The 25,379-nt window shown below is 53.8% G+C and carries 21 protein-coding genes; 8 read left to right on the top strand and 13 right to left on the bottom strand.

The features are described 5' to 3' along the window. The 5 genes from dnaA to K0I31_RS00025 all read left to right on the top strand — a co-directional run bounded on the left by dnaA (position 1) and on the right by K0I31_RS00025 (position 6,931). On the top strand, positions 1-1,380 hold the full coding sequence (gene dnaA, locus K0I31_RS00005) for a chromosomal replication initiator protein DnaA (protein WP_220079515.1): 1,380 nt from the start codon (positions 1-3) through the stop codon (positions 1,378-1,380). 20 nt (positions 1,381-1,400) lie between these two features. Next, positions 1,401-2,501: a DNA polymerase III subunit beta gene (gene dnaN / locus K0I31_RS00010; protein ID WP_220079516.1), complete on the top strand. Its 1,101-nt coding sequence runs from the start codon at positions 1,401-1,403 to the stop codon at positions 2,499-2,501. 72 nt (positions 2,502-2,573) lie between these two features. After that, on the top strand, positions 2,574-3,656 hold the full coding sequence (gene recF, locus K0I31_RS00015) for a DNA replication/repair protein RecF (RefSeq protein ID WP_011863813.1): 1,083 nt from the start codon (positions 2,574-2,576) through the stop codon (positions 3,654-3,656). A gap of 16 nt (positions 3,657-3,672) precedes the next feature. Beyond that, positions 3,673-6,090, top strand: a complete 2,418-nt coding sequence (gyrB, locus tag K0I31_RS00020) for a DNA topoisomerase (ATP-hydrolyzing) subunit B (RefSeq protein WP_220079517.1) — start codon at positions 3,673-3,675, stop codon at positions 6,088-6,090. Between the two features lie 121 nt (positions 6,091-6,211). Continuing rightward, positions 6,212-6,931 carry a hypothetical protein gene (locus tag K0I31_RS00025; protein ID WP_220079518.1) on the top strand — a complete coding sequence of 240 codons (720 nt, stop codon included), beginning with the start codon at positions 6,212-6,214 and terminating at the stop codon, positions 6,929-6,931. Between the two features lie 33 nt (positions 6,932-6,964). On the opposite strand, the gene pxpA is transcribed toward K0I31_RS00025, so the two are convergent. The 5 genes from pxpA to glyQ form a co-directional block, all read right to left on the bottom strand. Beyond that, on the bottom strand, positions 6,965-7,693 hold the full coding sequence (gene pxpA, locus K0I31_RS00030) for a 5-oxoprolinase subunit PxpA (RefSeq protein ID WP_220079519.1): 729 nt from the start codon (positions 7,691-7,693) through the stop codon (positions 6,965-6,967). Continuing rightward, positions 7,683-8,639 (bottom strand): 5-oxoprolinase subunit C family protein, encoded by a 957-nt coding sequence (locus K0I31_RS00035; protein ID WP_220079520.1) that lies wholly within the window; start codon positions 8,637-8,639, stop codon positions 7,683-7,685. The genes pxpA and K0I31_RS00035 overlap by 11 nt, the downstream gene beginning before the upstream one ends. After that, complete coding sequence (gene pxpB, locus K0I31_RS00040; protein ID WP_220079521.1) at positions 8,636-9,322, bottom strand: 5-oxoprolinase subunit PxpB; 687 nt, start codon at positions 9,320-9,322, stop codon at positions 8,636-8,638. The genes K0I31_RS00035 and pxpB overlap by 4 nt, the downstream gene beginning before the upstream one ends. A gap of 99 nt (positions 9,323-9,421) precedes the next feature. Continuing rightward, positions 9,422-11,491: a glycine--tRNA ligase subunit beta gene (glyS, locus tag K0I31_RS00045; RefSeq protein WP_220079522.1), complete on the bottom strand. Its 2,070-nt coding sequence runs from the start codon at positions 11,489-11,491 to the stop codon at positions 9,422-9,424. A gap of 12 nt (positions 11,492-11,503) precedes the next feature. Next, positions 11,504-12,409, bottom strand: a complete 906-nt coding sequence (glyQ, locus tag K0I31_RS00050; protein ID WP_220079523.1) for a glycine--tRNA ligase subunit alpha — start codon at positions 12,407-12,409, stop codon at positions 11,504-11,506. A gap of 109 nt (positions 12,410-12,518) precedes the next feature. Here glyQ and K0I31_RS00055 point away from each other — a divergent pair, with 109 nt between their 5' ends. Continuing rightward, positions 12,519-13,088 carry a DNA-3-methyladenine glycosylase I gene (locus K0I31_RS00055; RefSeq protein ID WP_220079524.1) on the top strand — a complete coding sequence of 190 codons (570 nt, stop codon included), beginning with the start codon at positions 12,519-12,521 and terminating at the stop codon, positions 13,086-13,088. Positions 13,089-13,093: 5 nt separating this feature from the next. On the opposite strand, the gene K0I31_RS00060 is transcribed toward K0I31_RS00055, so the two are convergent. The 8 genes from K0I31_RS00060 to fadB all read right to left on the bottom strand — a co-directional run bounded on the left by K0I31_RS00060 (position 13,094) and on the right by fadB (position 23,100). Continuing rightward, entirely contained in the window at positions 13,094-13,768 is a 675-nt protein-coding gene (locus tag K0I31_RS00060) for a hypothetical protein (protein ID WP_220079525.1), read from the bottom strand. Between the two features lie 212 nt (positions 13,769-13,980). Continuing rightward, a complete protein-coding gene (locus tag K0I31_RS00065; protein ID WP_220080744.1) occupies positions 13,981-17,166 on the bottom strand; it encodes an amidohydrolase family protein in 3,186 nt (1,061 codons plus the stop codon). Positions 17,167-17,486: 320 nt separating this feature from the next. Then, positions 17,487-17,927: an MOSC domain-containing protein gene (locus K0I31_RS00070; RefSeq protein WP_011863824.1), complete on the bottom strand. Its 441-nt coding sequence runs from the start codon at positions 17,925-17,927 to the stop codon at positions 17,487-17,489. 166 nt (positions 17,928-18,093) lie between these two features. Then, positions 18,094-18,339 carry a sulfurtransferase TusA gene (tusA, locus tag K0I31_RS00075; RefSeq protein ID WP_011863825.1) on the bottom strand — a complete coding sequence of 82 codons (246 nt, stop codon included), beginning with the start codon at positions 18,337-18,339 and terminating at the stop codon, positions 18,094-18,096. Between the two features lie 133 nt (positions 18,340-18,472). Next, the gene (ybaK, locus tag K0I31_RS00080) at positions 18,473-18,937 is read right to left on the bottom strand and encodes a Cys-tRNA(Pro) deacylase (protein WP_011863826.1); all 465 of its coding nucleotides are present in this window, start codon (positions 18,935-18,937) and stop codon (positions 18,473-18,475) included. Next, a complete protein-coding gene (locus K0I31_RS00085; protein ID WP_220079526.1) occupies positions 18,921-19,409 on the bottom strand; it encodes a GNAT family N-acetyltransferase in 489 nt (162 codons plus the stop codon). Before K0I31_RS00085 ends, ybaK begins: the two co-directional genes overlap by 17 nt. A gap of 355 nt (positions 19,410-19,764) precedes the next feature. Next, positions 19,765-20,928 (bottom strand): acetyl-CoA C-acyltransferase FadA, encoded by a 1,164-nt coding sequence (gene fadA, locus K0I31_RS00090; RefSeq protein ID WP_144202293.1) that lies wholly within the window; start codon positions 20,926-20,928, stop codon positions 19,765-19,767. A 21-nt stretch (positions 20,929-20,949) separates the two neighbouring features. After that, positions 20,950-23,100 (bottom strand): fatty acid oxidation complex subunit alpha FadB, encoded by a 2,151-nt coding sequence (gene fadB, locus K0I31_RS00095; protein ID WP_220079527.1) that lies wholly within the window; start codon positions 23,098-23,100, stop codon positions 20,950-20,952. A gap of 306 nt (positions 23,101-23,406) precedes the next feature. Between fadB and pepQ the strand changes: the two genes are divergently transcribed. Together pepQ and K0I31_RS00105 are read left to right on the top strand one after the other, a co-directional pair. Then, positions 23,407-24,729: a Xaa-Pro dipeptidase gene (gene pepQ, locus K0I31_RS00100; protein ID WP_220079528.1), complete on the top strand. Its 1,323-nt coding sequence runs from the start codon at positions 23,407-23,409 to the stop codon at positions 24,727-24,729. A gap of 14 nt (positions 24,730-24,743) precedes the next feature. Further along, a complete protein-coding gene (locus tag K0I31_RS00105; RefSeq protein WP_220079529.1) occupies positions 24,744-25,358 on the top strand; it encodes a YigZ family protein in 615 nt (204 codons plus the stop codon). Positions 25,359-25,379: the final 21 nt, after the last annotated feature.

Genomic DNA, 25,379 nt, shown 5'->3' on the forward strand with positions numbered 1-25,379 from the left:
GTGGCGGTTTCACTTTGGCAGCAATGTATCGGACGACTACAGGACGAGCTTTCCGCTCAGCAATTCAGTATGTGGATCAGACCGTTACAAGCCGAAATGGATGGGGAAACTCTAGTGCTGTATGCACCGAATCGATTCGTACTCGATTGGGTGAGAGATAAGTACCTCAATACCATCAATCAGTTCTTCACCGAACAGATGGGTAGCGACGCCCCCAAGCTGCGTTTCGACATCGGCAGTCGCCCTGCGAGCAAACCGGCTGCGCCGGCTGCCTCGACCAAGAGCCCAGTTGCACCCGCGGCAAAATCCGCAAGCAAGCCGTCATTTAATAGCAACGAACCCGCGGCCACGGCGAATCATAGAAGCAATATGAACCCCACCTACCAGTTCGACAACTTCGTCGAGGGTAAGTCTAACCAGCTGGGTAAGGCGGCCGCCTTGCAGGTGTCTGAAAATCCAGGTGGCGCCTATAATCCCTTGTTCCTCTATGGTGGCACGGGTCTGGGTAAGACCCACCTGCTGCACGCTGTAGGTAATGGCATCATCAAGAACAATCCGAATGCCAAGGTGGTCTACATGCATTCCGAGCGCTTCGTGCAGGATATGGTGAAGGCGCTGCAGAACAACGCGATCGAAGAGTTCAAACGTTACTACCGTAGCGTCGATGCGCTGTTTATCGATGATATTCAATTCTTTGCTAACAAAGACAGATCCCAGGAAGAGTTCTTTCATACCTTTAATGCCCTGCTAGAGGGTAATCATCAGGTGATCCTGACTTCAGATCGCTACCCCAAGGAGATCGACGGGGTGGAAGATCGCCTCAAGTCCCGCTTCGGTTGGGGTCTGACGGTGGCCATCGAGCCACCCGAGTTGGAGACCCGCGTGGCGATCCTGATGCGTAAGGCCCAGGAGAGTGGTATCAACCTGCCCGATGAGGTGGCCTTCTTTATTGCCAAGCGTCTGCGATCTAACGTTCGTGAGCTAGAAGGCGCGCTGAATAGGGTGATCGCCAACGCCAACTTTACCGGACGTCCGATCACTATCGATTTTGTGCGTGAAGCCCTAAGAGATCTCTTGGCTCTGCAGGAAAAATTGGTCACTATAGACAACATTCAGAAAACCGTAGCTGAATACTATAAGATCAAGATGGCCGACATGCTGTCGAAGCGCCGCTCACGCAGCGTTGCCAGACCGAGACAGATGGCGATGGCGTTGTCGAAAGAGTTAACTAACCAGAGTTTGCCCGAGATTGGCGATGCCTTTGGTGGCCGTGATCATACGACAGTGCTACACGCCTGTCGCAAAATTGCCCAGCTACGTGAAGAAAGTCATGACATTAAAGAAGATTATGCTAACTTAATCCGTACGCTATCTTCATAAACTCTGGGAAATTGAAACTGATGAAATTTTCAATTGATAGGGATGCCCTATTAAAGCCGCTTCAACTCGTGAGTGGGGCGGTGGAGAGACGACATAACTTACCTATTCTGGCAAACCTTTTAGTTGAAGTAAGTGATCACTCACTTAAGTTGACCGGTACCGATTTAGAGGTCGAATTAGTCGGCCAGGCACAACTGCAGGGCGAGGTCCAAGAGGGTCGCACCACAGTACCGGCAAAGAAATTTCTCGATATCGTTAAGTCTCTTCCCGATCAAGTCGAACTCAAGATAGAGCAGCAGGACAACCGTCTATTGCTGCGCTCGGGACGCAGCCGTTTTACCCTGGCGACCCTACCGGCCGAAGAGTATCCCAATGTGGATGCCTTCCAGGCCGACATCGAATTTACCCTCAAGCAGGGCACCCTGAAGTCGCTGATCGATGCGACTCAGTTCTCCATGGCTAACCAGGATGTGCGTTACTACCTGAATGGTCTGCTGCTGGAAACCGAAGGCAACGTGCTGCGTGCCATCGCCACCGATGGTCACCGTCTGGCCTTGAGTCACCGCATGGTGCAAGACTCTCTGCCGGAGAAGCAGGTGATCGTGCCGCGCAAAGGCGTATTAGAGCTGCAGCGTCTGTTCGAAGGTGAAGATCTGGATGTGACCCTGTCTATCGGTGAAAACGCCATTCGTGCCACGACTCAGAGCGCCGTGTTTACCAGTAAGCTGGTGGATGGTCGCTTCCCTGACTATCGTCGTGTGTTGCCTAAGGGCGGTGACAAGATCGTTATCGCCAGCCGTAACCATCTCAAGCAGGCGCTGCTGCGTGCCTCTATTCTCTCGAACGAGAAGTTCCGCGGTGTGCGCGTGCAGCTGGAGCAGAACCTGATTAAGATCACCGCCAACAACCCCGAGCAGGAAGAGGCGGAAGAGATCCTCGATATCGAATATGACAACGCACCGCTAGAGATCGGCTTCAACGTCAGCTATCTCCTGGACGTGCTCAACAACCTACCATCGGATGACGTGCGCATCACGCTGATCGATGGTAACTCCAGCGCCCTGATCGAAAATCACGTCGAAGAAGATTCTATGTACGTCGTGATGCCGATGCGTCTCTAGTCTTAAGTTATGCACGCCCGCAAGGGCGTGCATCTTCTTAGATGGCCCTTGAGCCATTGCCATGAGTATTAGATGAGTTTATCTCGCCTTCATATCGATTCCTTTCGTAATATCGCCAGTGCCCAGTTGCAGCTCGGTGACGGCCTGAATCTAATCTATGGCCAGAACGGCAGCGGTAAGACGAGTATTCTCGAGGCCATCTTCTTTCTGGGGATGGGGCGCTCCTTTCGCAGTCACCTGTCTCAGCGAGTAATTCAGAACGATCAGGACAAGCTGACCCTGTTTGCCCAGCTCGAGCAGGGTGAGCAGGAGACCAAGATAGGGCTTAGGCGTTATCGCTCGGGTGAAACCGAGGTCAAAATGAACGGCGAAAAGGTGAAACGTCTGTCCACCTTAGCCGAAACTTTGCCCATTCAGGTGATCACGCCGGAGAGTTTTTCATTGCTTTTTGAGGGGCCAAAATCCCGTCGTCAGTTTATCGACTGGGGCGCCTTTCATACCGACAAGAGTTTCTATACTGCCTGGGCAAATGTAAGGCGAATTTTAAAGCATAGAAATCAGATGCTTAAAAGCGAAACCCCTTATCAACAGATTCAATTTTGGGATAAGGAATTGGTGCGCTATGCCGAAATCGTGACTGAGATACGAAAGCGATATGTAGGCTCGTTAAATGAACGACTTAAGGGTATAATCGAAGAGTTTTTACCTCAGGTTGATGTTAAGGTTTCCTTTACCCGAGGCTGGGATAGTAAAACTGATTATCAGACCCTGTTGCAGGCACAATATCCCAGAGATTTAGCGGCGGGACACACGGCCAGTGGTCCTCATAAGGCCGACCTGAGATTAAGGGTCGGCACTTTGCCGGTACAAGATGCCCTGTCCCGAGGGCAATTAAAGTTGCTTGTATGCGCACTGCGTATTGCACAGGGAAAGTTGCTCAAACAACAAATAGATAAAAACAGTATTTATCTGGTGGACGATCTGCCATCGGAATTGGATGCTAGGCACAGGCAACTCTTGCTGCAGCAGCTAAGCGATACGGGCGCACAAGTCTTTGTCACCGCCATCGAGCCTGCGGCAATAATGGATTCGTTAAACACGCCACCCGTTAAGGTGTTCCATGTGGAACAAGGGCGTGTAACGGTAATTGAATAACCGACGAGAGAATAATATGTCAGAGAATAGTTACGATTCTTCGAGTATTAAGGTACTAAAGGGCCTTGATGCGGTACGGAAGAGACCTGGGATGTATATTGGTGACACCGACGACGGTACGGGTCTGCATCACATGGTGTTCGAAGTGGTCGATAACTCTATCGATGAGGCGTTAGCGGGCTACTGTAATGACGTGATCATTACTATCCATGCCGACGGTTCGGTATCGGTAAAGGATGACGGACGTGGTATTCCTGTTGCTATCCACCCAGAAGAGGGGGTATCGGCGGCTCAGGTTATTATGACGGTACTGCACGCCGGCGGTAAGTTCGACGATAACTCTTATAAAGTATCTGGTGGTCTGCACGGCGTGGGTGTGTCAGTGGTTAACGCCCTGTCTGAGAAGCTTAAGCTGACCATTCGCCGTGACGGCAAGCTGTATGAACAGTTCTACACCATGGGTGAGCCCGATGCGCCTATCGCCGAGATAGGCGAAGCCACCAATACGGGTACTGAGATCCGTTTCTGGCCAAGTGCCGAGACCTTCTCGGACACTCTTTTCCATTTCGATATTCTGGCTAAGCGTGTTCGCGAGCTGTCATTCCTTAACTCGGGCGTAGGTATTCGCCTGATCGACGAGCGCGACAACAAGGATGAGTTTTTCAAGTATGAAGGCGGTATCAGTGCATTCGTCGATTACCTCAATCTGAACAAGACCCCGGTCAACAAAGAGATCTTCCACTTCGTGCAGGAGCGTGAAGACGGTATCACAGTAGAAGTGGCGATGCAGTGGAACGACGGCTTCCAGGAAAACATCTTCTGTTTCACCAACAACATTCCTCAGCGCGATGGTGGTACTCACCTTGCCGGTTTCCGTGCCGCCTTAACCCGTAACCTCAACAGTTACATGGACAAGGAAGGCTTTAACAAGAAAGGCAAGACCTCTGCCACCGGCGATGACGCCCGCGAAGGTCTGACCGCCGTTATCTCGGTTAAGGTACCTGATCCTAAGTTCAGCTCTCAGACCAAAGATAAGCTGGTATCGAGCGAAGTGAAGTCGGCCGTTGAGCAGACCATGGGCGAGAAGCTGGGTGACTACCTGCTGGAGAATCCTAACGAGGCTAAGCTGATCGTCGGTAAGATCATCGATGCGGCCCGTGCCCGTGAAGCGGCGCGTAAGGCCCGTGAGATGACCCGTCGTAAAGGCGCATTAGATTTAGGTGGTCTGCCAGGTAAGTTGGCGGATTGCCAGGAGAAAGACCCAGCGCTTTCTGAAATTTACATAGTGGAGGGTGACTCTGCGGGTGGTAGTGCCAAGCAGGGTCGTAACCGTAAGAACCAGGCAATTCTGCCGCTTAAGGGTAAGATCCTTAACGTTGAGAAGGCCCGTTTCGACAAGATGCTCTCTTCACAGGAAGTAGCGACCCTGATCACTGCCTTGGGCTGTGGTATCGGCCGCGACGAGTATGATCCCGACAAGACGCGTTATCACAACATTGTCATCATGACAGATGCTGACGTCGACGGCTCGCACATTCGTACCTTGCTGTTGACCTTCTTCTTCCGTCAAATGCCAGAGCTTATCGAGCGTGGCTATGTATTTATCGCCCAGCCGCCACTGTACAAGGTGAAGAAGGGTAAGCAGGAACAGTACCTGAAAGATGATCCGGCACTGACCGAATACCTGACTAACCTGGCCCTGGACGGTGGTGAGATCCATCCGTCTCAAGACGCACCGGCCATGTCTGGCGCGCCACTAGAGAAGTTGGTGTATCAGTACCGCGAAGTGGAAGCGATTTTCGATCGTCTCGAGCAGCGTTTCCCTATCATGTTGACCGAGCGCATGCTGTATCAACCTGGCTTGAGCAATGATATCCTGGCCGACGAAGCCAAGGTGAAACAGTGGTGCGACAACTATGTGGCAGCCCTGACGGAAGCAGAATCGGGTGGCTTCATCTTCAGCGCCGAGGCTTTCCTCGACCCAGAGCGTCAGGTCTATCTGCCTAAGGTGACGGTACGTAAGCATGGTATCGATACCCACTACCTGTTCTCTTATGACTTCCTGCAGTCGAGCGACTACCAGCGTATGACGGCCCTGGCCGAGGCGCTTGAAGGTCTGATCGAAGAGGGCGGTTATGTGAAGCGTGGCGAGCGCATGAAGGAAATTTCTTCATTCGTCGACGCCCTGGATTGGCTGATGAACGACTCTAAGCGTGGCCTCTACATCCAGCGCTACAAAGGATTGGGTGAGATGAACCCAGAGCAGCTGTGGGAAACCACCATGGATCCTGAGTCGCGTCGTATGCTTAAGGTGACTATCGAAGATGCCATTGCCGCCGACCAGCTGTTTACCTGTCTGATGGGTGATCAGGTTGAGCCGCGTCGTGACTTCATCGAGTCTAACGCCCTTAACGTGGCCAACCTGGACGTATAACGGCTAGCGAGTTTTAAAAGCCCCGGTCTTCCGGGGCTTTTTTGTATCTGCGCCAAGGCTTTACATCTTAAGACTTGCCTATTAGGTTAATCTATTGGGTTTCGCGAAAAGGATGTCGACGATGAAAAATGCTTATCTTGCCGTGCTGTCTACCTTGTTACTCGCCTTAGGCTTTGGCCTGTTCCTTGGCGATACAGATAAAGGGGTCACGAGGGAGCAAGGTGCGATGCAGGAGCAGGTAAAACATCTGCATGCACAGGATGAAGCCGACATTAAGGCAGCTATCGTAGACAATCAGTCTCCATTAGAACAGGACTCAAAGATCAGCCTGTCAAACGGTCAGCCTGATGCTGATTTAGCATCGGCAGATCAGCAGAATAGTTCGACAAGGTCCACTTCTTTATCCTCTTACCGAGTAACGCCCTCTCAGGCGGAATATGCCAGCTTAATGGAGCTGTACCTGGCAGCCGAGGGCCCTTTCATGCGAGAGGGGACCGCCTACTTTTACGTTGCCAATCAGCAAGAGCCCTATTTCTTGGCATCACCCCCAGAGCTTAACGATTTAATGGCTAACGATACCGACCAATACATAGAGCTTAAGGTCGAGGAGTTTAACCAGATTGATGAGGCCTACGGCGACAATTGGGGTGGTGACTTTACCGAGTTAGTTGTGAATTATCACTATTGCAAGCAGAGTCGCTGTCTGCTGCGAGCCAGTCATGAGTCGGTAACCTTTCTTCGCGATTATGTCGCCCGCTATGAGCAGAGTCATCCGGAGTTAGAGGTCGATAGTATGACAACAGCTGGTGGCGATCTGCTGCTGATTTATCGCCGCCGCTAATTTGTCTTAGACCTTGTCTATATCGAACCTTTGTTAATGATCTAGGCTGGCGCGAATTGCCCTGGCGAACTCAAGTGCCTTCGGGGTGTCACCATGCAGGCAGAGGCTGGTGGCCTGGCAGCTTACCGATTCACCCGTTACCGCCGTCACTTTCTGCTCTTCGACTATGGAGTTAACCTGTTCGAGTACCTTCTGGGCATCTTCGATGAGGGCGCCAGGCCGTGAGCGGGGAGCGAGCCGACCATCGGCGAGGTAGCCGCGATCGGCGAAGGCCTCTTCGATCACCTCAAGGCCGGCGCGTCTCGCCTGAGTCACCAGGGGGCTACCCGCTAGTATCATTAGCTTAAGTCTTGGATTGATTGTCTCTATGACCCGAATAAGAATATCGCCTAGGGTGGGATCCTGGGCCGCATCATTGTACAGGGCACCGTGAGGCTTCACGTGGTGGAGATCGACGCCTAGCTCGTCGCATACGGCCTTTAAGGCGTTAATCTGTTGTAATAGCGAGTTAAAAAGCGGTTCCGCCTCTATGGCTATAGATAGGCGGCCGAAATTGACTCTGTCGGGATAGCTGGGGTGAGCGCCAACCTTTACATGGTGCGCTTTTGCGAGTTTGACCGTCGCCAGCATGCTCTGGCGATCGCCGGCGTGACCGCCGCAGGCGATATTGGCCGAGGTGACCAGTGTCAGCAGCGCCTCGTCTTGTGGGCCTCCCTCGCCGAGGTCGGCGTTGAGGTCGATTCTTAGCGGCTTAACTTCCATCCATTGCCCTTGCTAAACGATAGAAATAGTGTTGCCATTCAAGGTTAGCATCTTCCACCTGATTGGGACTGACATGCTGGAAGCGGATCGCTTGGCCTGCTCTGGCCTGGGCCAGTTTCCAGCGGTCGGCCTCGATCACCATGGCCATTCTCGGGTAGCCGCCGCTGGTCTGGGCATCGGCCTGTAGCACAATAGGTTGGCCACCCGGCGGCAACTGTACCACGCCCGGCAGCACGGCGTGGGAGCGCAGACTCAGATGTTTACCAGAGTCCAGAGACTCGCCTGTCAACCGGGCGCCCATGCGATCATTCTGGGGCGAAACGGTCCAGTGGCCATGCCATAAGGACTTGCGATCTTGCTCGCTGAACTGGCTCATCTCTGGCCCGGGCAGGGCGCGCAGTATGCCGTCGTTGGCCCTGTGCACCGCACCGACCGGGCGACTGAAGTTTGCTTCAGTATGGGGATTCAGGCTAAGAGTATCGCCCGAGGCGAGTTGTCGCCCCTGATGGCCACCGAACCGTCCTGCCAGGAAGGTGCCGTGACCGCCGAGAACCTTGGGGATCTCTATGCCGCCGAGGACTGCCAGGTAGCCCCACACGCCCTGCCTTGGTCCTTTGAGCATCAGGCGTTCCCCCGGATTGACCCGGCCGCGCCAGCCGTGCCACAGGGGTCGGCCGTTTACCTTGCCTTTTATCTCACTCTCTATTCTAGCCTCGAAGGTGGCGCCGCACAGGGCGACCCAACTCGAGGTCTCGAAGGTGATCTCATAGCTGCCGCTGGCGAGTTCGATGGCGGGGGCGTTATCCTCATTGCCCAGCAGGCGGTTGGCCAGGATCAGCGAGAAGCTATCCATGGCGCCGCCACTCGGTACGCCAAGGTGCCCCAGTCCTTGCCTGCCAAGGTCTTGAATGCTGGCCAGGCCGTTTACCCTATCGAGCCGTATCATAGCGCTATCTCCACAGGGGTGAACCGCACTCTGTCACCCGGCTTGAGTAGGCATGGGGTATCGCTGGTGGGATCGAATAGTGCCTGCTGGGTTTGGCCTATGATCTGCCAGCCACCCGGGCTCGCCAGTGGGTAGATACCCGTCTGCTCGCCGCCTATGCCAACGCTGCCTGCGGGAATGGTTAATCTGGGGGTCGCCAGCCTGGGCGTGTGTAAGTGCTTGGGCAGGCCTTCGAGGTAGGCAAACCCTGGTTGAAAGCCGATGAAGAACACCTGATAGCTGGCCTGGCTGTGAAGCTTGACCACTTCTTCTGGGCAGAGGTGATGAAACTGGGCAACAGAGAGCAGATCCGGCCCCCCGTCGCCGCCATAACTTACCGGGATCTCTATGGTGCGGCTGTCGATCTCCTCAGTTGGCGCGCTGTGCCAAAGGGAGTCGAGTTTTGCCTGCAGGGCTTTTAACTGCCTGGTCTCTCTGACGACGATCGTCAGGTTGTTCATGCCCGGGATAGCCTCTTCGACACTGGGTAACTGGCGCAGCTGCTCTGCTATCCAGCACAGCTTAGATTGCACGGCCCAAGAGAGTGCGGCATCGGGCGTGGGATCGAGTACCAGGGCGCGCTCGCCCAGGGGATAGATATTGATCTGCAAAGAGGGGATAAACCTATGACTGTCTCTCATCATTTGAGTCTAACGAGCTTGAGGCGCAATAGCCATCAATAGCATGTCCGGACATAAAAAAACGCACCCCTGAGGATGCGTTTTTTGTTTTTAAGCAGTAACTTATTGCAGCAGCGAGATATCGGCGGCGTGCAGGAACTGGGCTCTGAGCTTAGACAGCAGCGCCAGACGGTTCTGCTTGAGGGCCTCGTCGTCGGCCATCACCATCACATCTTCGAAGAAGGTGTCGACGCTTTCACGCAGGCTAGCCAGTAAGGCCAGTGCCTGTTGGTAGTCGGCGTTGGCAAATAGCGGCTCCAGTTGTGGCTGTAGCTCGTTGAGCTTGCTGGCCAGTGCCTGTTCGGCGCTCTCTTGTAGCAGTTTGCTGTCGATATCGCTGGCGATCTCGCCCTCGACCTTGGCCAGAATGTTCGACACACGCTTGTTGGCTGCGGCCAGTGCGGCGGCCTGTTCTAGGCTTCTGAAGTGAGTAACTGCCTTGATGCGGCTGTCAAAATCGGCCGGCGAGGTTGGACGACGTGCCAGTACCGCCAGGATCACATCGACGCTGATGCCTTGATCTTGGTACCAGGCGCGGAAGCGGCCCATCAGGAATTCCAGTACTTGCTCGGCGGTGTCGGCGTTGCTCAGGTTAGCACCGTGAAGCTCCTGTGCCTTGGCAATCAGATCGACCAGGTCGAGTGGCAAGTTGTTCTCCACACAGATACGCAGGATACCGATAGCCGCGCGGCGCAGGGCGAAAGGATCCGCGGCCCCTTTTGGCGCCTGGCCTATGCCGAAGATACCCACTAAGGTATCGAGTTTCTCCGCCAGTGCGACCGAGATAGAGATAGGCTGAGTCGGCACGCTGTCGCCTGAGAACTTAGGCTTGTACTGCTCTTCGAGGGCAAGGGCAACCGCCTCGGTTTCACCGTCCAGGCGAGCGTAGTGCATGCCCATGGTGCCCTGTAGATCGGTAAATTCCATCACCATGTTGGTCATGAGGTCTGACTTAGAGAGCAGACCCGCACGGCCCGCCTGCTCGTTGTTGGCGCCGATACCCTGGGCGATGAAGGCGGCGAGGGCAGAGATGCGCTCTACTCTGTCTTTGATGGTGCCAAGCTGCTGCTGGAACACTACGGTTTCCAGGCTGGCGAGACGAGATTCCAGGCTATGCTTCTTGTCGGTCTCGAAGAAGAATTCGGCGTCGGCAAGACGTGGACGAACCACCTTCTCGTTACCCGCGATGATCTGTGCCGGATCCTTTGATTCGATATTCGATACGAAGATGAAATGCGGCAGCAGGGTACCCGCCTTGTCGAATACCGGGAAGTATTTCTGATCGCCTTTCATGGTGTAAACCAGGGCTTCGGCCGGTACGTCGAGGAACTTTTCTTCGAAGTTGGCAGTGAGCACTACCGGCCACTCGACCAGAGAGGTCACCTCTTCCAGCAGATCTTCATCGATCTCGGCGATGCCGCCCATGGCGTCGGCTGCCGCCTGAGCGTCGGCCTTGATGATGGCCATGCGCGCCTGATAGTCGGCCATCACCTTGCCCTGGGTTTCCAGCGCGGTGAGGTAGTTATCGGCATGATCCAGTTCCAGAGTGTCGACACCCATGAAGCGGTGGCCGCGGATGGTGCGCGCCGATTCAATGCCCAGCAGTTCGCCAGGGATCAGCTCGTCGCCCATCAGCATGGTGACTGTGTGTACCGGACGGATAAATTGGGTCTTGTTGCTGCCCCAACGCATAGGCTTAGGGATAGGCAGCTTGTCCAGGGCGCGCTGGGCCATCTCGGCTACCAGCGACTTGGTTTCTACACCGACGACCTTGGCCTTGTGTAGTAACCACTCGCCCTTGTCTGTGGTAAGACGCTCGGCCTGTTCGACCGTGATGCCGTTACCACGGGCCCAGCCCATGGCGGCCTTGGTTGGGTTACCATCGGCATCGAAGGCCTGGGCGATTGCCGGACCGCGCTTCTCGACAACCTTGTCTGCCTGGGCGGTCACCAGGGCATTAACCTTTAGGGCCAGACGGCGCGGCGCAGCATACCAGGTTGCCGACTCATAGCTAAGTTCGGCCTTCTGCAGCTCTTCTTCGAAGTTAGCCAGAAAAGATTCGGCTAAGGTGCGCAGCGATTTTGGCGGTAACTCTTCTGTGCCTACTTCAATGAGTAAGTTTTCAAATTTCATCTTAATATACCTCTACTTACACATTGGGAAGCCGAGTGCTTCACGGGCTTGGTAATAGGACTCAGCCACTGACTTGGCCATGGTGCGCACACGCAGGATATAGCGCTGACGCTCGGTGACCGAAATAGCATGACGGGCATCGAGTAGGTTGAAGGCGTGAGAGGCTTTCATTACCTGCTCATAGGCTGGCAAGGGCAGTGGCGTCTCGAGTGCTAGCAGCTCGTTACAGGCCTTCTCACAATCGTCAAACTGCTTGAACAGTACTTCTACGTTGGCGTGTTCGAAGTTATAGGTCGATTGCTCAACCTCATTTTGATGGAACACATCGCCGTACATGATCTTGCCCATAGGACCGTCGGTCCACACCAGATCATAGACGCTGTCGACTTCCTGGATATACATGGCCAGACGCTCGAGACCATAGGTGATCTCACCGGTTACAGGGCTACACTCCAGGCCGCCTACCTGTTGGAAGTAGGTAAACTGAGACACTTCCATGCCGTTTAGCCAGACTTCCCAGCCCAGTCCCCAGGCACCGAGGGTAGGTGATTCCCAGTTGTCTTCCACGAAGCGTACGTCATGGATATTCATGTTGACGCCTAAGGCCTCAAGAGAACCCAGGTAGAGTTCCTGGATATTACTTGGCGACGGCTTAAGTACTACCTGGAACTGGTAGTAGTGCTGCAGACGGTTAGGGTTTTCACCGTAACGACCATCGGTAGGACGACGACATGGCTGAACATAGGCGCTGCTCATCGGCTCAGGGCCAAGAGAACGCAAGAAGGTCATAGGGTGGAAAGTGCCCGCGCCTACTTCCATGTCCAGCGGTTGAACGATGGCGCAACCTTGCTGCGCCCAGTATTCCTGCAGGGTTAAGATGAAACCCTGGAATGTTTTTACGTCATGTTTCGTCGTCATGTCTACTACTGTCAGCTTGTGATAGAAAATGGTTTCGATTATACCTTGTTGAAAAAGGCTTATGTAGGTTATTTTTTACCTTAACGGCGGAAAAATAGGAAAAAACACCATGGATGTAAAGCGTTGTGGCTGGGTCGGCGAGGATCCGCTATATAAGGCGTATCATGACGAGGTTTGGGGACGTCCCGTGTATGACAGTCGGGAGCTGTTTGCCAAGCTCTGTCTCGACGGGCAGCAGGCCGGTCTCTCCTGGATCACCATACTCAAGAAGCAGCAAAATTATGAGGCGGCCTTTGCCGATTTTGACCCCTATGTCATAGCCAAGTTCGACGAGGCAAAGGTAGAGGAATTACTACAAAATCCAGGCATCATTCGTAACAGGCTCAAGGTCAATTCCATCATCAAGAATGCCAAGGGTTACATCGCCTTCGTGGAGCGGGGCAACGACTTCTCCGAGTTTCTCTGGAGTTTCGTCGACGGCCAGCCCAAGCTGAATCATTTTCAACAGCTGGATCAGCTGCCGGCACAGACCCCCGAGTCGGAAGCCATGTCAAAGGCATTGAAAAAGCTTGGATTTAATTTTGTCGGCCCGACTATCTGCTATGCCTTCATGCAGGCGGTGGGCATGGTCAACGACCACACCGCCGACTGTTTTTGTTACCAAGATAAGTCTAACTAAGGTGCTTAGTAACCTTTAAAGCGCATGGTGGAAGGGTCATCTGTCTGTAGGTAGATGGCCTGAAACTGTGTCTCACCCGTGTCGAGTTGGGTCTGCTTGATAAATGCGTAATTTTTATCAAATTCACTCAATTTATCAATGCTTTGTTGGCTGATAGTGTCTGTTGTAAGGCTTAGGGCGCAGATTCTGTCTCCGCAGGCATATTTTTCACTGTATATTGTCTCCGGCAAATGGGTGAGTCTGTCCGCCAGTGCCGTCTGGCGCTGTTGGCTGGTGGCATCATAGTTGTCGAGGGAGTCGATGAGATCGACATAGGCTTCCAGGTCTTTATCAAATAGCTTTTTAATCTGCTCACCATCAACGACCCCCTGTGCGTCAATGATTTGCGCCACCAGCAGCTTGGCCGAGATCTGCTTGTCGTCCTCAACCTCATTCGATTCGGGTGTATCTGTATCGATCTTATTCCCGCCGTCGGTGTCACTCATAAGGCTTACTGTTTCTACCTTGCTGCTTGTTTGAGTCTGGGCCGGAGACTGATGTTGAGCACTCCTGTCCTGGTCAGCCTGAGCGATAGGAATCTTTGGCTCATCTCTTGGCTGAGCATGGTCTGCCTCTAGCATCAAATAGGCGATGGCCGAGGCGGATAATAGTATGAGTAGGGGGAGTTTTAGGGATTTCATTTCCAGCGTCCTTTTGGTTGTGCTCTTCCAGATTGAGCTTTGGTCGATTAGCTTAGGCTAATTTGCTGGCGAGTGTAAATGCAAGATATAAAAAAAGGATGTTCCACGTGAAACATCCTTTTTGCTTTTTAGGTCATTTTTGATCTGTTTTTAAATTTTTCTGAAATTAAAATTTGTGGCTTATCTCTGCCAGATTTTAAAATTGAAAACGTTTAAATTTCGAAGAAAAATGGCTTACGTTTGGTCTTGTCACCATTGAGTTGATTCATCGACTCGGCATCGAACAGCTTACCGTTGACCATGGTGTAACTCACCTTATCTGTGACACGGATATTCTCAAGGGGATTACCGTCGATAACAATCAGGTCGGCAAGCTTACCTGTCTTGATCGAACCGAGTTGATGATCCATGCCGAAGGTTTCCGCCGGGTTGATGGTTGCCGTCTTCAGCACCTCCATGTTGCTCATGCCACCCTGGGCAAACATCCACATCTCCCAATGAGCGGCTAAGCCTTCACGTTGACCGTGCGCACCAATGTTGGGTTTCACACCCAGCTCGTTGAGTTCGTTGGCGACTCTGGCAACGTTGAAGTGGTTATAGTGAGCATCGGGCGCGGTAGGGCGACGCATAGAGCGGGCCTGCAGCAGATCGCTCGGCACATACTTAGACAGGCGAGGGTGAGCCCAGACATCTGTCTTATCGTACCAATAGTTCTCGCCCGAGATACCACCGTAGGCCACGACCAGTGTCGGCGTGTAGTGAACCTCTGTCTGGCTCCAGAACTGTTTGATGTCGCTGTAGATGGCCGCGGCGGGCAGCGAATGCTCTACCGTAGTGTGGCCATCGGCGATCATGGTCAGGTTATGCTGCAGCAGGCTGCCGCCTTCCGGGACTACCATCATCTCGAGTTCTCTAGCTGCGGCAATCACCTGTTGACGCTGGTTGCGTCTTGGCTGGTTATAGCTCTTCACACTGAAGGCGCCCACCTTCTTGAGGCGCTCCAGATGGAACTTGGCGTCGTCCAGCGAGTCGATGTGCGAGGTATAGCCAGGCATGTTGGCACCATAGAGAATCGTCCCGGTAGAGAAGATTCTCGGCCCGACGATATTACCGGCCTTCTGCTGCTCTGAGGCGGCGAAGATCTCTGTGGTGTCGTTTGAAGGGTCGTGAATACTGGTTACCCCAAGTGCCAGATTAGCGTAGAGCTCCCAGTTCTGCTGTGGAATGATCTCATTCTCGCCCTGAGCGCCGTGGGCGTGGGCATCGAACAGGCCTGGCATTATGCTCTTACCCTTGATGTCGATAACCTGTGCACCCTTTGGCACCTGAGTGTTGGCGTCGCCGACGGCGACGATTTTGTTATTCTCGACGATCACCACACCGTTTTCGATCACCTTGTCATCTTCCATGGTGATCACTCGGCCACCGACGAAGGCTATGGTTCCACGTGGAACATCAGCTTGCTTCTCGAAACCAATCTGAGTGATCTTAGGTTCGATAGTCGGCGTTTTCTCATCGGTCTGATAGTCGACGTCGACATCCATCTGGTACAACTCTGGGCCTAGGGTCCAGTAGAGCTGGTCGCTGTCGCCGTTCCAGCTAATGCTTTCACCGGCGCGCACGCTGAGCTGAGTCACAGGGAGATTATCGGCCTTAGGACCTATCTCTATGGTCTCGCCATGCTTGGCAAATGGGGTAACCCACACCTTGAAGCGCTCGGCAAAGGCGAGTTGCTTGCCGTCTGGAGAGACCCTGAATTCGGTGGCATGCTTGCTGGTGTAGTGCACCCGTTTCTGGAAGCCATGCAGGTTGATCGAGGCGAACTGAGGTGTCTCGCCATGATCCATGAAATAAACACGGTCGCTGTCGGCACCAAACTGTGGCTGATAGCCATCGGGGGTGATCTTACGGTTTTCCTTACCCTTGATGTCGACTACATAGAGGCCGGGTTCCTGTGACCAGGTGCGTGGCGTGATATAACCGCCCTTGATCTTACGATAAACCACGAGTTCACCATCGGGCGAGAAGGTGGGCTCTACATATTTGCCTGGTTCTTGGGTCAATGTTTTGCTACGACCGCCTCTGGCATTGATGACACGAACACTACCCTGTTGGTCGTCGTCCCAGGTGGTGAAGACAATCTTCTTACCGTCGCGGGACCACTGAGGATAGAGTTCTCTGACCTGGTCGTCCAAGTCCGTCAAGCGGCTAACCTTACCCTCGGGCAGACGCTTAACCCAGAGTTTGCCCAGGGCTTCATATACCACCTTGTCGCCGTCCGGTGATACCTGCGCCATGCGCAGCATCTTCACGTCGAAGCTATCTTGATCGATATTCTGCTTGAAGCGTACCGATGGCTGTACCGCCAGTTCGGTTTTCACCTTGAAGGGGATCTCTTTGACCGATTTGCTCTCGACGTCCAGACGATTGATCTTACCGCCAGCCCAGAAGACTAACTCCTGGTTGTCGGCTGTCCAGCTCATGGTTGGGTAGACGCCATGGATGGCCCAGGTTTCCTGCATGTCACGATCTAGCTTGTCGTAAAGCTTGGTCTTCTTGCCAGACTTTAGATCCAATAGATAGAGGGTAGATTGGAAACCATCACGTTTGATGTAGGCGAGCTTAGTGCCATCAGGGCTCGGGGTTGGGCGAATCGCGCCGCCAGTGCCTTCGATCAATACCTCTATGTCACCAGTCTGGGTGTCATAGCGTTTGATCTTATAGATGCCTTTCACCGAGTCCTTGGAGTAATGGAAGGTCTTACCCGGGGTGGCATCCTGGCTGAAGTAGACGTAGCGGCCATCTGGTGAGTAGGCGGGTTCGCCTAGGTCTTTCTGCTCGTTGGGGCGCTCTGTTAGCTTAACGCCTGTACCGCCGGCAACGTGATATAGCCAGACTTCGCCAGCTCCCAGGCTGCGGCTGCCGGTAAAGTGTTTGCGGCCTATGAGATATTGAGAATCTGGGCTCCATGCCGGGCTATTGAGCAGGCGGAAGGTTTCCTTGGTGACAGGGCGGGGATCTGTGCCGTCGGCGTTCATCACCCAAATATTGTCGCCGCCATCTTCATCTGAGGTGAAGGCGATGTATTTGCCATCCGGGCTATAGACGGGTTGCATCTGCCAGGCGATACCTTGAGCCAGGGGCTTAGCTTCGCCGCCTTCGATGGGCATCTGATAGATATCACCCAGGAGGTCGAATACTATCTGCTTGCCATCTGGGCTGACACTGACGTTCATCCAGGTGCCTTCGGTGACATCTATCTTAACCTGTTCCAGTGGGGCTTTGGCGGGTGCATTAACCTGCCAGGCCGGAGGCGCATCTTTGTCTGCCGCCCAGGTCGGCAGGGCAAGTGTGAGGGCAATTGCCGCGCATATGGGCGTTAATTTTTGTTTTAGCATAGGAGTTCCCAGTTTCATTATTATCCTTGGTTGGGCGCCTTCGAGTGGCTACAGAGAGGTAGTTGTATACAATCAGTACTAGTTATCGCACAAATTCGATAACAGTAAAACCTAAATTCTGTGACATTTGGTGAATGGTGAGGATAGCCTGGATGGCTTAAATTGGGCTTAAGTTAGATAGGCTGAAAGCCTTGATGAATATATCAAGGGATGGCTAAGTCGGTATTACCTAGCTGCTAAAGTTGTGTAACCGGAAGTGAAATCGGGTTAAAAGTATAAAGACAGCCTAGGTGGCTGCCTGTGGAGGAGATAAAGCTGGGCTAATCGGCTAACTGTACGCTATCGCCGATGCTGATCTCGGCATCGTTGAGTACGCGACAGGTGACGCCGCCGCGCCAGTCTGGTCGCAGGGCCGCCTCGAGTCCAGCATAGGCCATCTCCATTTTCTTACAGGGATCGGTTTCGCCTGTGATCTCCAGTTGTAAGGCGCCTACGTGAATCACCTTGCCGAGATCTTTTTCGCTGAAGCTAATGCCATCTATGAGTAAGTTGGCTCTGCGGGTGGTCCAGGGAAGTTCGGTATCGAGTGCCTCGCAGGCGGCGAGCCATTGCTGCGCCGACAGTAGGGTGACCTGACGTTTACCTGGCTTTCCAAATACATCTTGTGCAACCCCTGTGCTGGTGGTGACGAGTGCCGCCGAGGTTTCCAGCATGGGTCCACCTTTGACTACCTTGTAGCTAATGCCTTGTAAACTTGCCATTTCTATCAATCCTTTTGAATGCCGAATCTCAGTGTAAACCGTGACTCGAACCGCTGGCAAGGGGAATCGGCTGGGGGCCGAGTGCGCATAGGCGCTGGGGAAGGTGCGGGTCGATTAAGGCAGAAGAGCGTGAGCGACTGCCTTAATCGGTGGAACTTGAGTTGGGTTAGAGACCCTTCTTGATCAGATATTGATAAGGCGTCGACTCGGTCTGGCTGGCGATCAGGGTGTGATCCATAAACTCGCAGAAGCTGGGAATGTCACGTGTGGTCGCCGGGTCGTCGGCGATGATCAGCAGGGTCTCTCCCTCGTTCATCTTGCGCACCGATTTTCTCACCATCATCACAGGCTCGGGACAACGTAGTCCCAGGGCGTCGAGTTGGTGTTGTGCTTGTGCGAAAGGGTCGCTCATATCGTAAACCTTAATTGAAGTGAGACCGGATAAAATCGAGGGGGCTAATATTACGCTAGCCGGGCGTTTAAGCCAAGTCGTGCTCCCTGGGTTTGTGATCCTATAAAGGATGTTTCACGTGAAACACCCTGGATTATACCAGAGAGACGAAACGCGCCTGAGTAACATCTTGCAGAGCCGTTGGGGTGAGTTCGATATCCAGGCCGCGGCGTCCACCACTGACATAGATCTGCGCCAGCTGCTGGGCGCTCTCGTCGATAAAGGTGGCAAGTCGTTTCTTCTGCCCAATAGGGCTAACGCCACCTAACACATATCCTGTGCTGCGCTGTACCTTTTCCGGCGCGGCCATGGCAGCCTTCTTGGCTTTCGCCGCCTTCGCCAGTTGTTTCAGGTTGAGCTTCTTGTCTACCGGGATGATGGCGACCACCAGGGTACCGTTATCGAGCTCGGCGACCAGGGTCTTAAAGACCCATTCAAGTGGAAGCTGAAGTTTCTCTGCCGCCTCCAGTCCATAGGCGCCGGCATTGGCGTCGTGTTGATATTCATGGAGACGATAGGGGATCTTGGCCTTATCGAGCATCTTAGTTGCGGGTGTCATGATTCTCTCTTTCTAAGGATTTACGCATCACGCTGACCAATAGGTCTGAGTAGGGAAGTGTAGCGACAAGCTGCCAGCCTAGGCTGTGATAGAGGGCGAGGTTTTTGGCTTCGGTTTGCAGATAGAGGTCGTCTGCATCGAAGGCTAAGGCATATTGTTCGGCAACGGCGATTAACGCTTTAGCTATGCCGAGACCTCGATAAGAGGGGCTTACATAGATGCCGCCGAGCCAGACGCTATCGGCAGGATATTGAGTGCTTTCCTGATACCTGAGCTGGATGGCTCCGACGGGAACATTGTCGTTCATGGCGATCCAAAGTTGGGGAATGCCGGCCAATTGCAGATATTGGCTCAGAGTGTGGGTTAATTCGGCTTGGCTGCGATTCGGCCCCAGGTGACCCCATTCTTCATGATACCAGGTGGCCACTTGGCCTATGGCCTCTGGCTTGTCGATTAACCGAATAATGTCCATATGCCTCCATCTTAAATCAAGCGCCTGATGTTGATATTACAGCAGTGGTGGCGAAGTTAAAGCCAGAAACTATCTTATACCAATCGTATTAAGTAGTTGTTCATTCTAGCTTGTTAAAATGCGCGATAACGGCGTTTGTATTTTTGATTGTAGAATAACTACTTATCTAAAAATCCTGCCTTGTTCTCACGCGTTTTCCCTACGCTATTTCTGACCATCTACTTACTGTGATTGGTATTAGTCGCTTGAGGCGTAAAAGGCCTAATGAGGTAAGTGTGGTCTTGGTGTTTCACGTGAAACAAAAAAAGGAGCGACTGGGTCGCTCCTTTTCTTAGGCAAAACGGTAATGGACGCGTTAGGCGCGTTCGAATACGGTTGCTATGCCTTGGCCCAGACCGATACACATGGTCGCCAGACCTAGGGTCGCATCTTTGCTTTCCATCAGGTTGATCAGCGTGGTCGAGATACGTGCGCCCGAGCAGCCCAGTGGATGTCCCAGGGCGATAGCACCACCGTTGAGGTTCACCTTCTCATCCACCAGATCCATTAGACCAAGATCTTTCACACATGGCAGTGACTGCGCGGCGAAGGCCTCGTTGAGCTCGATAAGGTCGATGTCGTTCATGGTGAGGCCTGCGCGTTGCAACGCCTTCTGGGTGGCTGGTACTGGACCATAGCCCATGATGGCGGCGTCACAACCAGCAACCGCCATAGAGCGGATACGTGCGCGGATTGGCAGACCCAAGGCCTTGGCTTTCTCTTCTTCCATGACCAACATGGCCGAGGCGCCGTCAGACAATGCCGAAGAGGTACCCGCGGTGACAGTACCATTGGCTGGGTCGAATACCGGACGCAGGGTCGCCAGCGATTCAAGAGAAGTCTCGGGACGAATCACCTCGTCATGCATTACCTTGATCAGTGCGCCGTTGGCATCGTGCCCCTCGATAGCATGGATCTCGTTGGCAAAGCGGCCTTCGACCGTTGCCGCGTGGGCACGTTGGTGTGAACGTACCGCAAACTCATCTTGCTGTTGGCGTGTGATGCCGTGCATCTTGCCTAGCATCTCGGCGGTGAGGCCCATCATGCCTGAGGCCTTGGCGACGTTGGTGGCCAGGCCTGGATGGAAGTCGACACCATGGTTCATCGGCACGTGGCCCATGTGTTCGACGCCGCCGACGATAAAGGTATCACCCATGCCTGTCATGATGGCGCGAGCCGCCTGATGAATGGCTTCCATGGAAGACCCACACAGACGGTTTACCGTCACCGCTCCGGCCTGTTTCGGAATGCCCGCCAGTAGCGCCGCGTTACGTGCGATGTTGAAGCCCTGTTCCAGCGTCTGTTGCACACAACCCCAGATCACGTCTTCAATAGTATTAGGATCGAGTTGAGGATTGCGAACCAAGAGGGCCTTCATCAGCTCGGCAGAGAGCGACTCGGCGCGCACGTTTCTGAATACCCCAGCCTTAGAGCGGCCCATGGGAGTACGGATGCAATCTACAATAACTGCTTGTTTCATTATTCTATTCCTTCCGGGTGATTAGGCTAGGTAGTAACTGCCGTTGGTGGCAGCCAGTTCACGCATCTTGTCGGTTACCTGATACAGGCCGCCTAGGTGGGCGTACTGGTCGGCAAGGGCGACGAAGTTAGCGACACCTAAGGTGTCTAGGTAGCGGAACACACCTCCTCTGAATGGAGGGAAACCGAGTCCATAAACAAGTCCCATATCGGCTTCGGCCGGCGTGGCTATGATGCCTTCTTCCAGACAACGAACCGTCTCGATGATCATAGGGATCATGGTGCGGGCGATGATCTCGTCGCTGCTGAACTCCTTCTGCTCACCGAAGGCGTTGCCCAGTAGTTCATAGCTGAGTGGGTCGACCTCTTTCTTCGGCTTGCCACGACGATCTACCGAATATTGGTAGAAGCCTTTGCCATTCTTCTGACCGAAGCGCTCGGCTTCGAACATGACGTCGATGGCGTCTTTGCCTTCTTTAGCCATTCTGTCAGGGAAGCCTTCGGCCATAACGGCCTGGGCGTGATGACCCGTGTCCAGACCAACGACGTCTAGTAGGTAGGCGGGGCCCATAGGCCAACCGAACTGCTTCTCCATCACCTTGTCGATGGCAGCAAAGTCGGCGCCATCTTCTAGCAGGCCGCTGAAGCCGGCGAAGTAGGGGAAGAGTACACGGTTAACGAAGAAGCCTGGGCAGTCGTTGACCACGATAGGCGTCTTGCCCATCTTGGCGGCGTAAGCCACGACAGAGGCAACTGTCTCTTCAGCGCTATGCTCGCCGCGGATCACCTCAACCAGTGGCATCTTGTGTACCGGGTTGAAGAAGTGCATGCCACAGAAGCGCTCTGGTTTCTGCAGGCTCTTGGCCAGCAGATTGATTGAGATGGTGGAGGTGTTAGAGGTGATGATGGCATCTTCGCCCACGACCTGCTCGACTTCCGCCAGTACGGTCGCCTTCACCTTAGGATGTTCCACCACGGCTTCGACCACGACATCGGCTTGCTTGAGCGCGTTGTAGTCCAGGGTTGCCGTGATGTTGTTGAGTACGCCCGCCATCTTGGCCGGTGTCGAGCGACCACGATTGATCTGCGCCGTGAGCAGCTTGGCTGCCTCGTTGAGCCCAAGATCCAATGCCGCCTGATTGATATCTTTCATCACGATCGGCGTGCCCTTGCTGGCGCTTTGGTAGGCGATACCGCCACCCATGATGCCAGCGCCCAGCACGGCGGCTGAGTTAACCGCTTGTGCCTGTTTGGCAGCCTTCTTGGCCTTGCCTTTAACCAGTTGGTCGTTAAGGAAGATACCGATAAGCGCCTTGGCCACGTCTGTCTTGGCTAGCTTGATGAAGGCCTGATGTTCTACCTGTAGTGCCTCGGCGCGCTCGCTCAAGGCGGCCTTCTCGATCACTTCGACAACAGCCATAGGCGCAGGATAGTGTTTACCGGCAACCTTGAACACCATGCCCTTGGCGGTGGCAAATGACATCATGGCTTCCAACTTAGGCAGGGTCAGCGGTGACAGCTTACGCTGACGACGGGCTTGCCAGTCAATCTTCTCGCTGATGGCATCTTGCAGCATCTGGCGCGCCGCCGTTTCCAGCAGTTCTGGGGCAACTACGGCGTCGATGGCACCAACCTTGAGGGCGGCTTCTGGGCGCTGATCTTTACCTGTGGTGATCCACTCAAGTGCGTTGTCGGCACCTATCACGCGAGGCAGACGCACTGTACCGCCAAATCCAGGAATGATGCCCAGCTTTGTCTCTGGCAGGCCGATACGCGCCGAGGTGTCGGCGATACGTAAGTCTGTGGCTAGGATAGTTTCGCAGCCGCCGCCCAGGGCGAAGCCCTTGATGGCCGAGATAGTTGGGAAGGGCAGATCTTCGAGCTTGTTGAACACCTTGTTGGCGTCTTCCAGCCAGCCCTGTAGCACGTTGTCGTCTTGTGCAAAAAGTCCCAGGAATTCTGTGATGTCGGCGCCTACGATAAAGGCATCTTTGCCCGAGGTGAGCATCAGACCCTTAACCCCTTGGGTTTGTGCTAGGGCATCGAGTGCGTCGTTAAGGGAGTTGAGGGTCTCTCGATCAAACTTATTGACTGAGCCCTCGGCGTTAAAACAGAGCCGAGCGATATTGTCTTCAAGTAATTCCACTTGAATCGTAGGACTTTGGTAGATCATTGCTTGCTTCCTTATTGCTTAAAGAGCGCCACCCACTATTAGAATCTTATAGCGTGGGTAAAAATCTCTATCTTACAGCAGGCCATCATTTGACCAGTTGCTGCTCAGTGTGCGTCTAAATCAGATAAATTTCAACACCCAATTTAAACACTTGTTTAATTTTGTTCGATTAGGGGGATTTTTGCCCTTATGTTAGACTCACTAGATCATAGTCGCTGTGCTAAAAATAGGGCCTTGGGATCGCGTTTTTCATCCAAAAGAATGGGGTGCAACCTAGGGCCACAGAAGAATAACAGGAAGCTTATTATGGAAAACTTAGCCACCCTCTATCCCGCCCACATTATTGAACTGAACCGGCGCGTCGCCGAGATCACCGCAAGAGAGCAGTTGGCCGGCTTAGTGATTCATTCGGGTCAGCCTCATCGTCAGTTTCTCGATGATCTGGATTACCCCTTTAAAGTTAATCCGCACTTCAAGGCCTGGCTTCCGGTCATCGATAATCCCCACTGCTGGCTGATCGTCAACGGCCGTGATAAGCCGCAACTCATCTTCTATCGTCCTGTGGATTTTTGGCATAAGGTCGCCGATCTATCAGAGGATTTTTGGACGACCGAGATAGAGATTAAGGTGCTGACCAAGGCCGACAAGGTGGCAGATCTGCTGCCGGGCAAGTTGCAGGAGTGGGCCTATATTGGCGAGCATCTGGATGTCGCCGATGTGCTGGGCTTCGGTAGCCGTAATCCCGAGGCTGTGATGAGCTACCTGCATTATCACAGAGCCAGCAAGACAGCCTATGAGTTGGCCTGCATGCGCCGGGCGAGTGAGATCGGTGTGCGTGGTCATGTGGCGGCCAAGAGTGCCTTCTATGCGGGCGCGAGCGAGTTTGAGATCCAGCAAGCCTACCTGGCCGCGACCGATATGGGCGAGAACGATGTGCCCTATGGCAACATTATCGCACTGAATCAAAATGCCGCCATATTGCACTATACGGCGCTGGAGCATGTGTCGCCCAAGCAGCGACTCTCCTTCCTTATAGATGCCGGTGGTAGCTTCCACGGCTATGCCTCGGACATCACCCGTACCTATGCCTTCGAGAAGAACCTGTTCGGCGATCTGATTGCCGCCATGGACAAGTTACAGCTGGCCATCATCGACATGATGCGTCCGGGCGTGAAGTATGTGGATCTGCATCTGGCGACGCACCAGAAGCTGGCGCAGCTGCTGCTGGACTTCAAGCTGGTGCAAGGCGATCCCCAGGGGCTAATAGAGCAGGGTATCACCAGCGCCTTCTTCCCCCATGGTTTGGGGCATATGTTGGGCCTACAGGTACATGATATGGGCGGCTTCCTCCACGACGAGCGCGGCACCCATATCGCGCCGCCGGAGGCGCATCCCTTCCTGCGTTGTACCCGCACCCTGGCCGCTAACCAAGTGCTGACCATAGAGCCTGGGCTTTACATCATCGACAGCCTGCTCAATGAGCTGAAACAGGATGGTCGCGCCGATTGGGTTAACTGGCAGATGGTGGATCAGGTGCGCCCCTTCGGTGGCATTCGTATCGAAGACAATGTGATCGTCCATAGCGATCACAACGAGAACATGACTCGCGATCTGGGTCTGCACGGTTAACAGGTAAGGCGTTTTTGAGCGAGAGTTATCCCATTCCGGCCAAGCCGATCACCATAGAAGAAGAGATAAAGCATAGCCGCTTTATCTCTTTTCTATTTCACTGCCCATCGGAAGATACGCTGAAGTGTGCGCTTACTAACATTAAGGCCGAGTATCCGGGGGCGAATCACTATTGCTACGCCTTTATCGCCGGAGCGCCGGACAATAATGTGGCCATGGGCAGCAGCGATGATGGTGAGCCGTCCGGCAGCGCCGGGCGTCCTATGCTGGCCAGCCTGCAGGGTGCCGAGATAGGCGAGATAGGCGCCGTCGTGGTGCGCTATTTTGGCGGTACTAAGTTGGGTGTTGGTGGCCTGGTGCGCGCCTATAGCTCTGGCATCAAACAGGGGCTGGCGCAACTGGAGACTGAGATAAAGCAGATCCGCTATCCGGGGCGGCTGGCCTGTGACTATCATCAGCTCAAAGATGTGGAACACTTTCTCGAGCTCTGTGAGGGGCTGATTGTCGATAAGGTGTTTACCGACAGGGTGAGCCTGAGCTTCGAGATGCCCAAGGCGACTCAGAGACGTTTCAATCAGGAGCTGGCGACCCTGAGTCAGGGACGCCTCAAGGCTGAGTTTTCTGACTGATGCCCAAGGGGAAGCGAGAGC

The sequence above is a fragment of the Shewanella spartinae genome (assembly GCF_019457555.1).
GTDB lineage: Bacteria > Pseudomonadota > Gammaproteobacteria > Enterobacterales > Shewanellaceae > Shewanella > Shewanella loihica.

Coding starts and splice junctions, on each gene's coding strand:
- K0I31_RS00055 (WP_220079524.1), top strand. CDS start 12,519: ATGGATGTAAAGCGTTGTGGCTGGGTCGGCGAGGATCCGCTATATAAG.
- K0I31_RS00085 (WP_220079526.1), bottom strand. CDS start 19,409: ATGGACATTATTCGGTTAATCGACAAGCCAGAGGCCATAGGCCAAGTG.
- K0I31_RS00065 (WP_220080744.1), bottom strand. CDS start 17,166: ATGCTAAAACAAAAATTAACGCCCATATGCGCGGCAATTGCCCTCACA.
- pepQ (WP_220079528.1), top strand. CDS start 23,407: ATGGAAAACTTAGCCACCCTCTATCCCGCCCACATTATTGAACTGAAC.
- tusA (WP_011863825.1), bottom strand. CDS start 18,339: ATGAGCGACCCTTTCGCACAAGCACAACACCAACTCGACGCCCTGGGA.
- fadB (WP_220079527.1), bottom strand. CDS start 23,100: ATGATCTACCAAAGTCCTACGATTCAAGTGGAATTACTTGAAGACAAT.
- K0I31_RS00060 (WP_220079525.1), bottom strand. CDS start 13,768: ATGAAATCCCTAAAACTCCCCCTACTCATACTATTATCCGCCTCGGCC.
- ybaK (WP_011863826.1), bottom strand. CDS start 18,937: ATGACACCCGCAACTAAGATGCTCGATAAGGCCAAGATCCCCTATCGT.
- glyQ (WP_220079523.1), bottom strand. CDS start 12,409: ATGACGACGAAACATGACGTAAAAACATTCCAGGGTTTCATCTTAACC.
- K0I31_RS00035 (WP_220079520.1), bottom strand. CDS start 8,639: ATGATACGGCTCGATAGGGTAAACGGCCTGGCCAGCATTCAAGACCTT.
- fadA (WP_144202293.1), bottom strand. CDS start 20,928: ATGAAACAAGCAGTTATTGTAGATTGCATCCGTACTCCCATGGGCCGC.
- K0I31_RS00070 (WP_011863824.1), bottom strand. CDS start 17,927: ATGGCAAGTTTACAAGGCATTAGCTACAAGGTAGTCAAAGGTGGACCC.
- K0I31_RS00025 (WP_220079518.1), top strand. CDS start 6,212: ATGAAAAATGCTTATCTTGCCGTGCTGTCTACCTTGTTACTCGCCTTA.
- glyS (WP_220079522.1), bottom strand. CDS start 11,491: ATGAAATTTGAAAACTTACTCATTGAAGTAGGCACAGAAGAGTTACCG.
- pxpB (WP_220079521.1), bottom strand. CDS start 9,322: ATGATGAGAGACAGTCATAGGTTTATCCCCTCTTTGCAGATCAATATC.
- dnaN (WP_220079516.1), top strand. CDS start 1,401: ATGAAATTTTCAATTGATAGGGATGCCCTATTAAAGCCGCTTCAACTC.
- gyrB (WP_220079517.1), top strand. CDS start 3,673: ATGTCAGAGAATAGTTACGATTCTTCGAGTATTAAGGTACTAAAGGGC.
- recF (WP_011863813.1), top strand. CDS start 2,574: ATGAGTTTATCTCGCCTTCATATCGATTCCTTTCGTAATATCGCCAGT.
- pxpA (WP_220079519.1), bottom strand. CDS start 7,693: ATGGAAGTTAAGCCGCTAAGAATCGACCTCAACGCCGACCTCGGCGAG.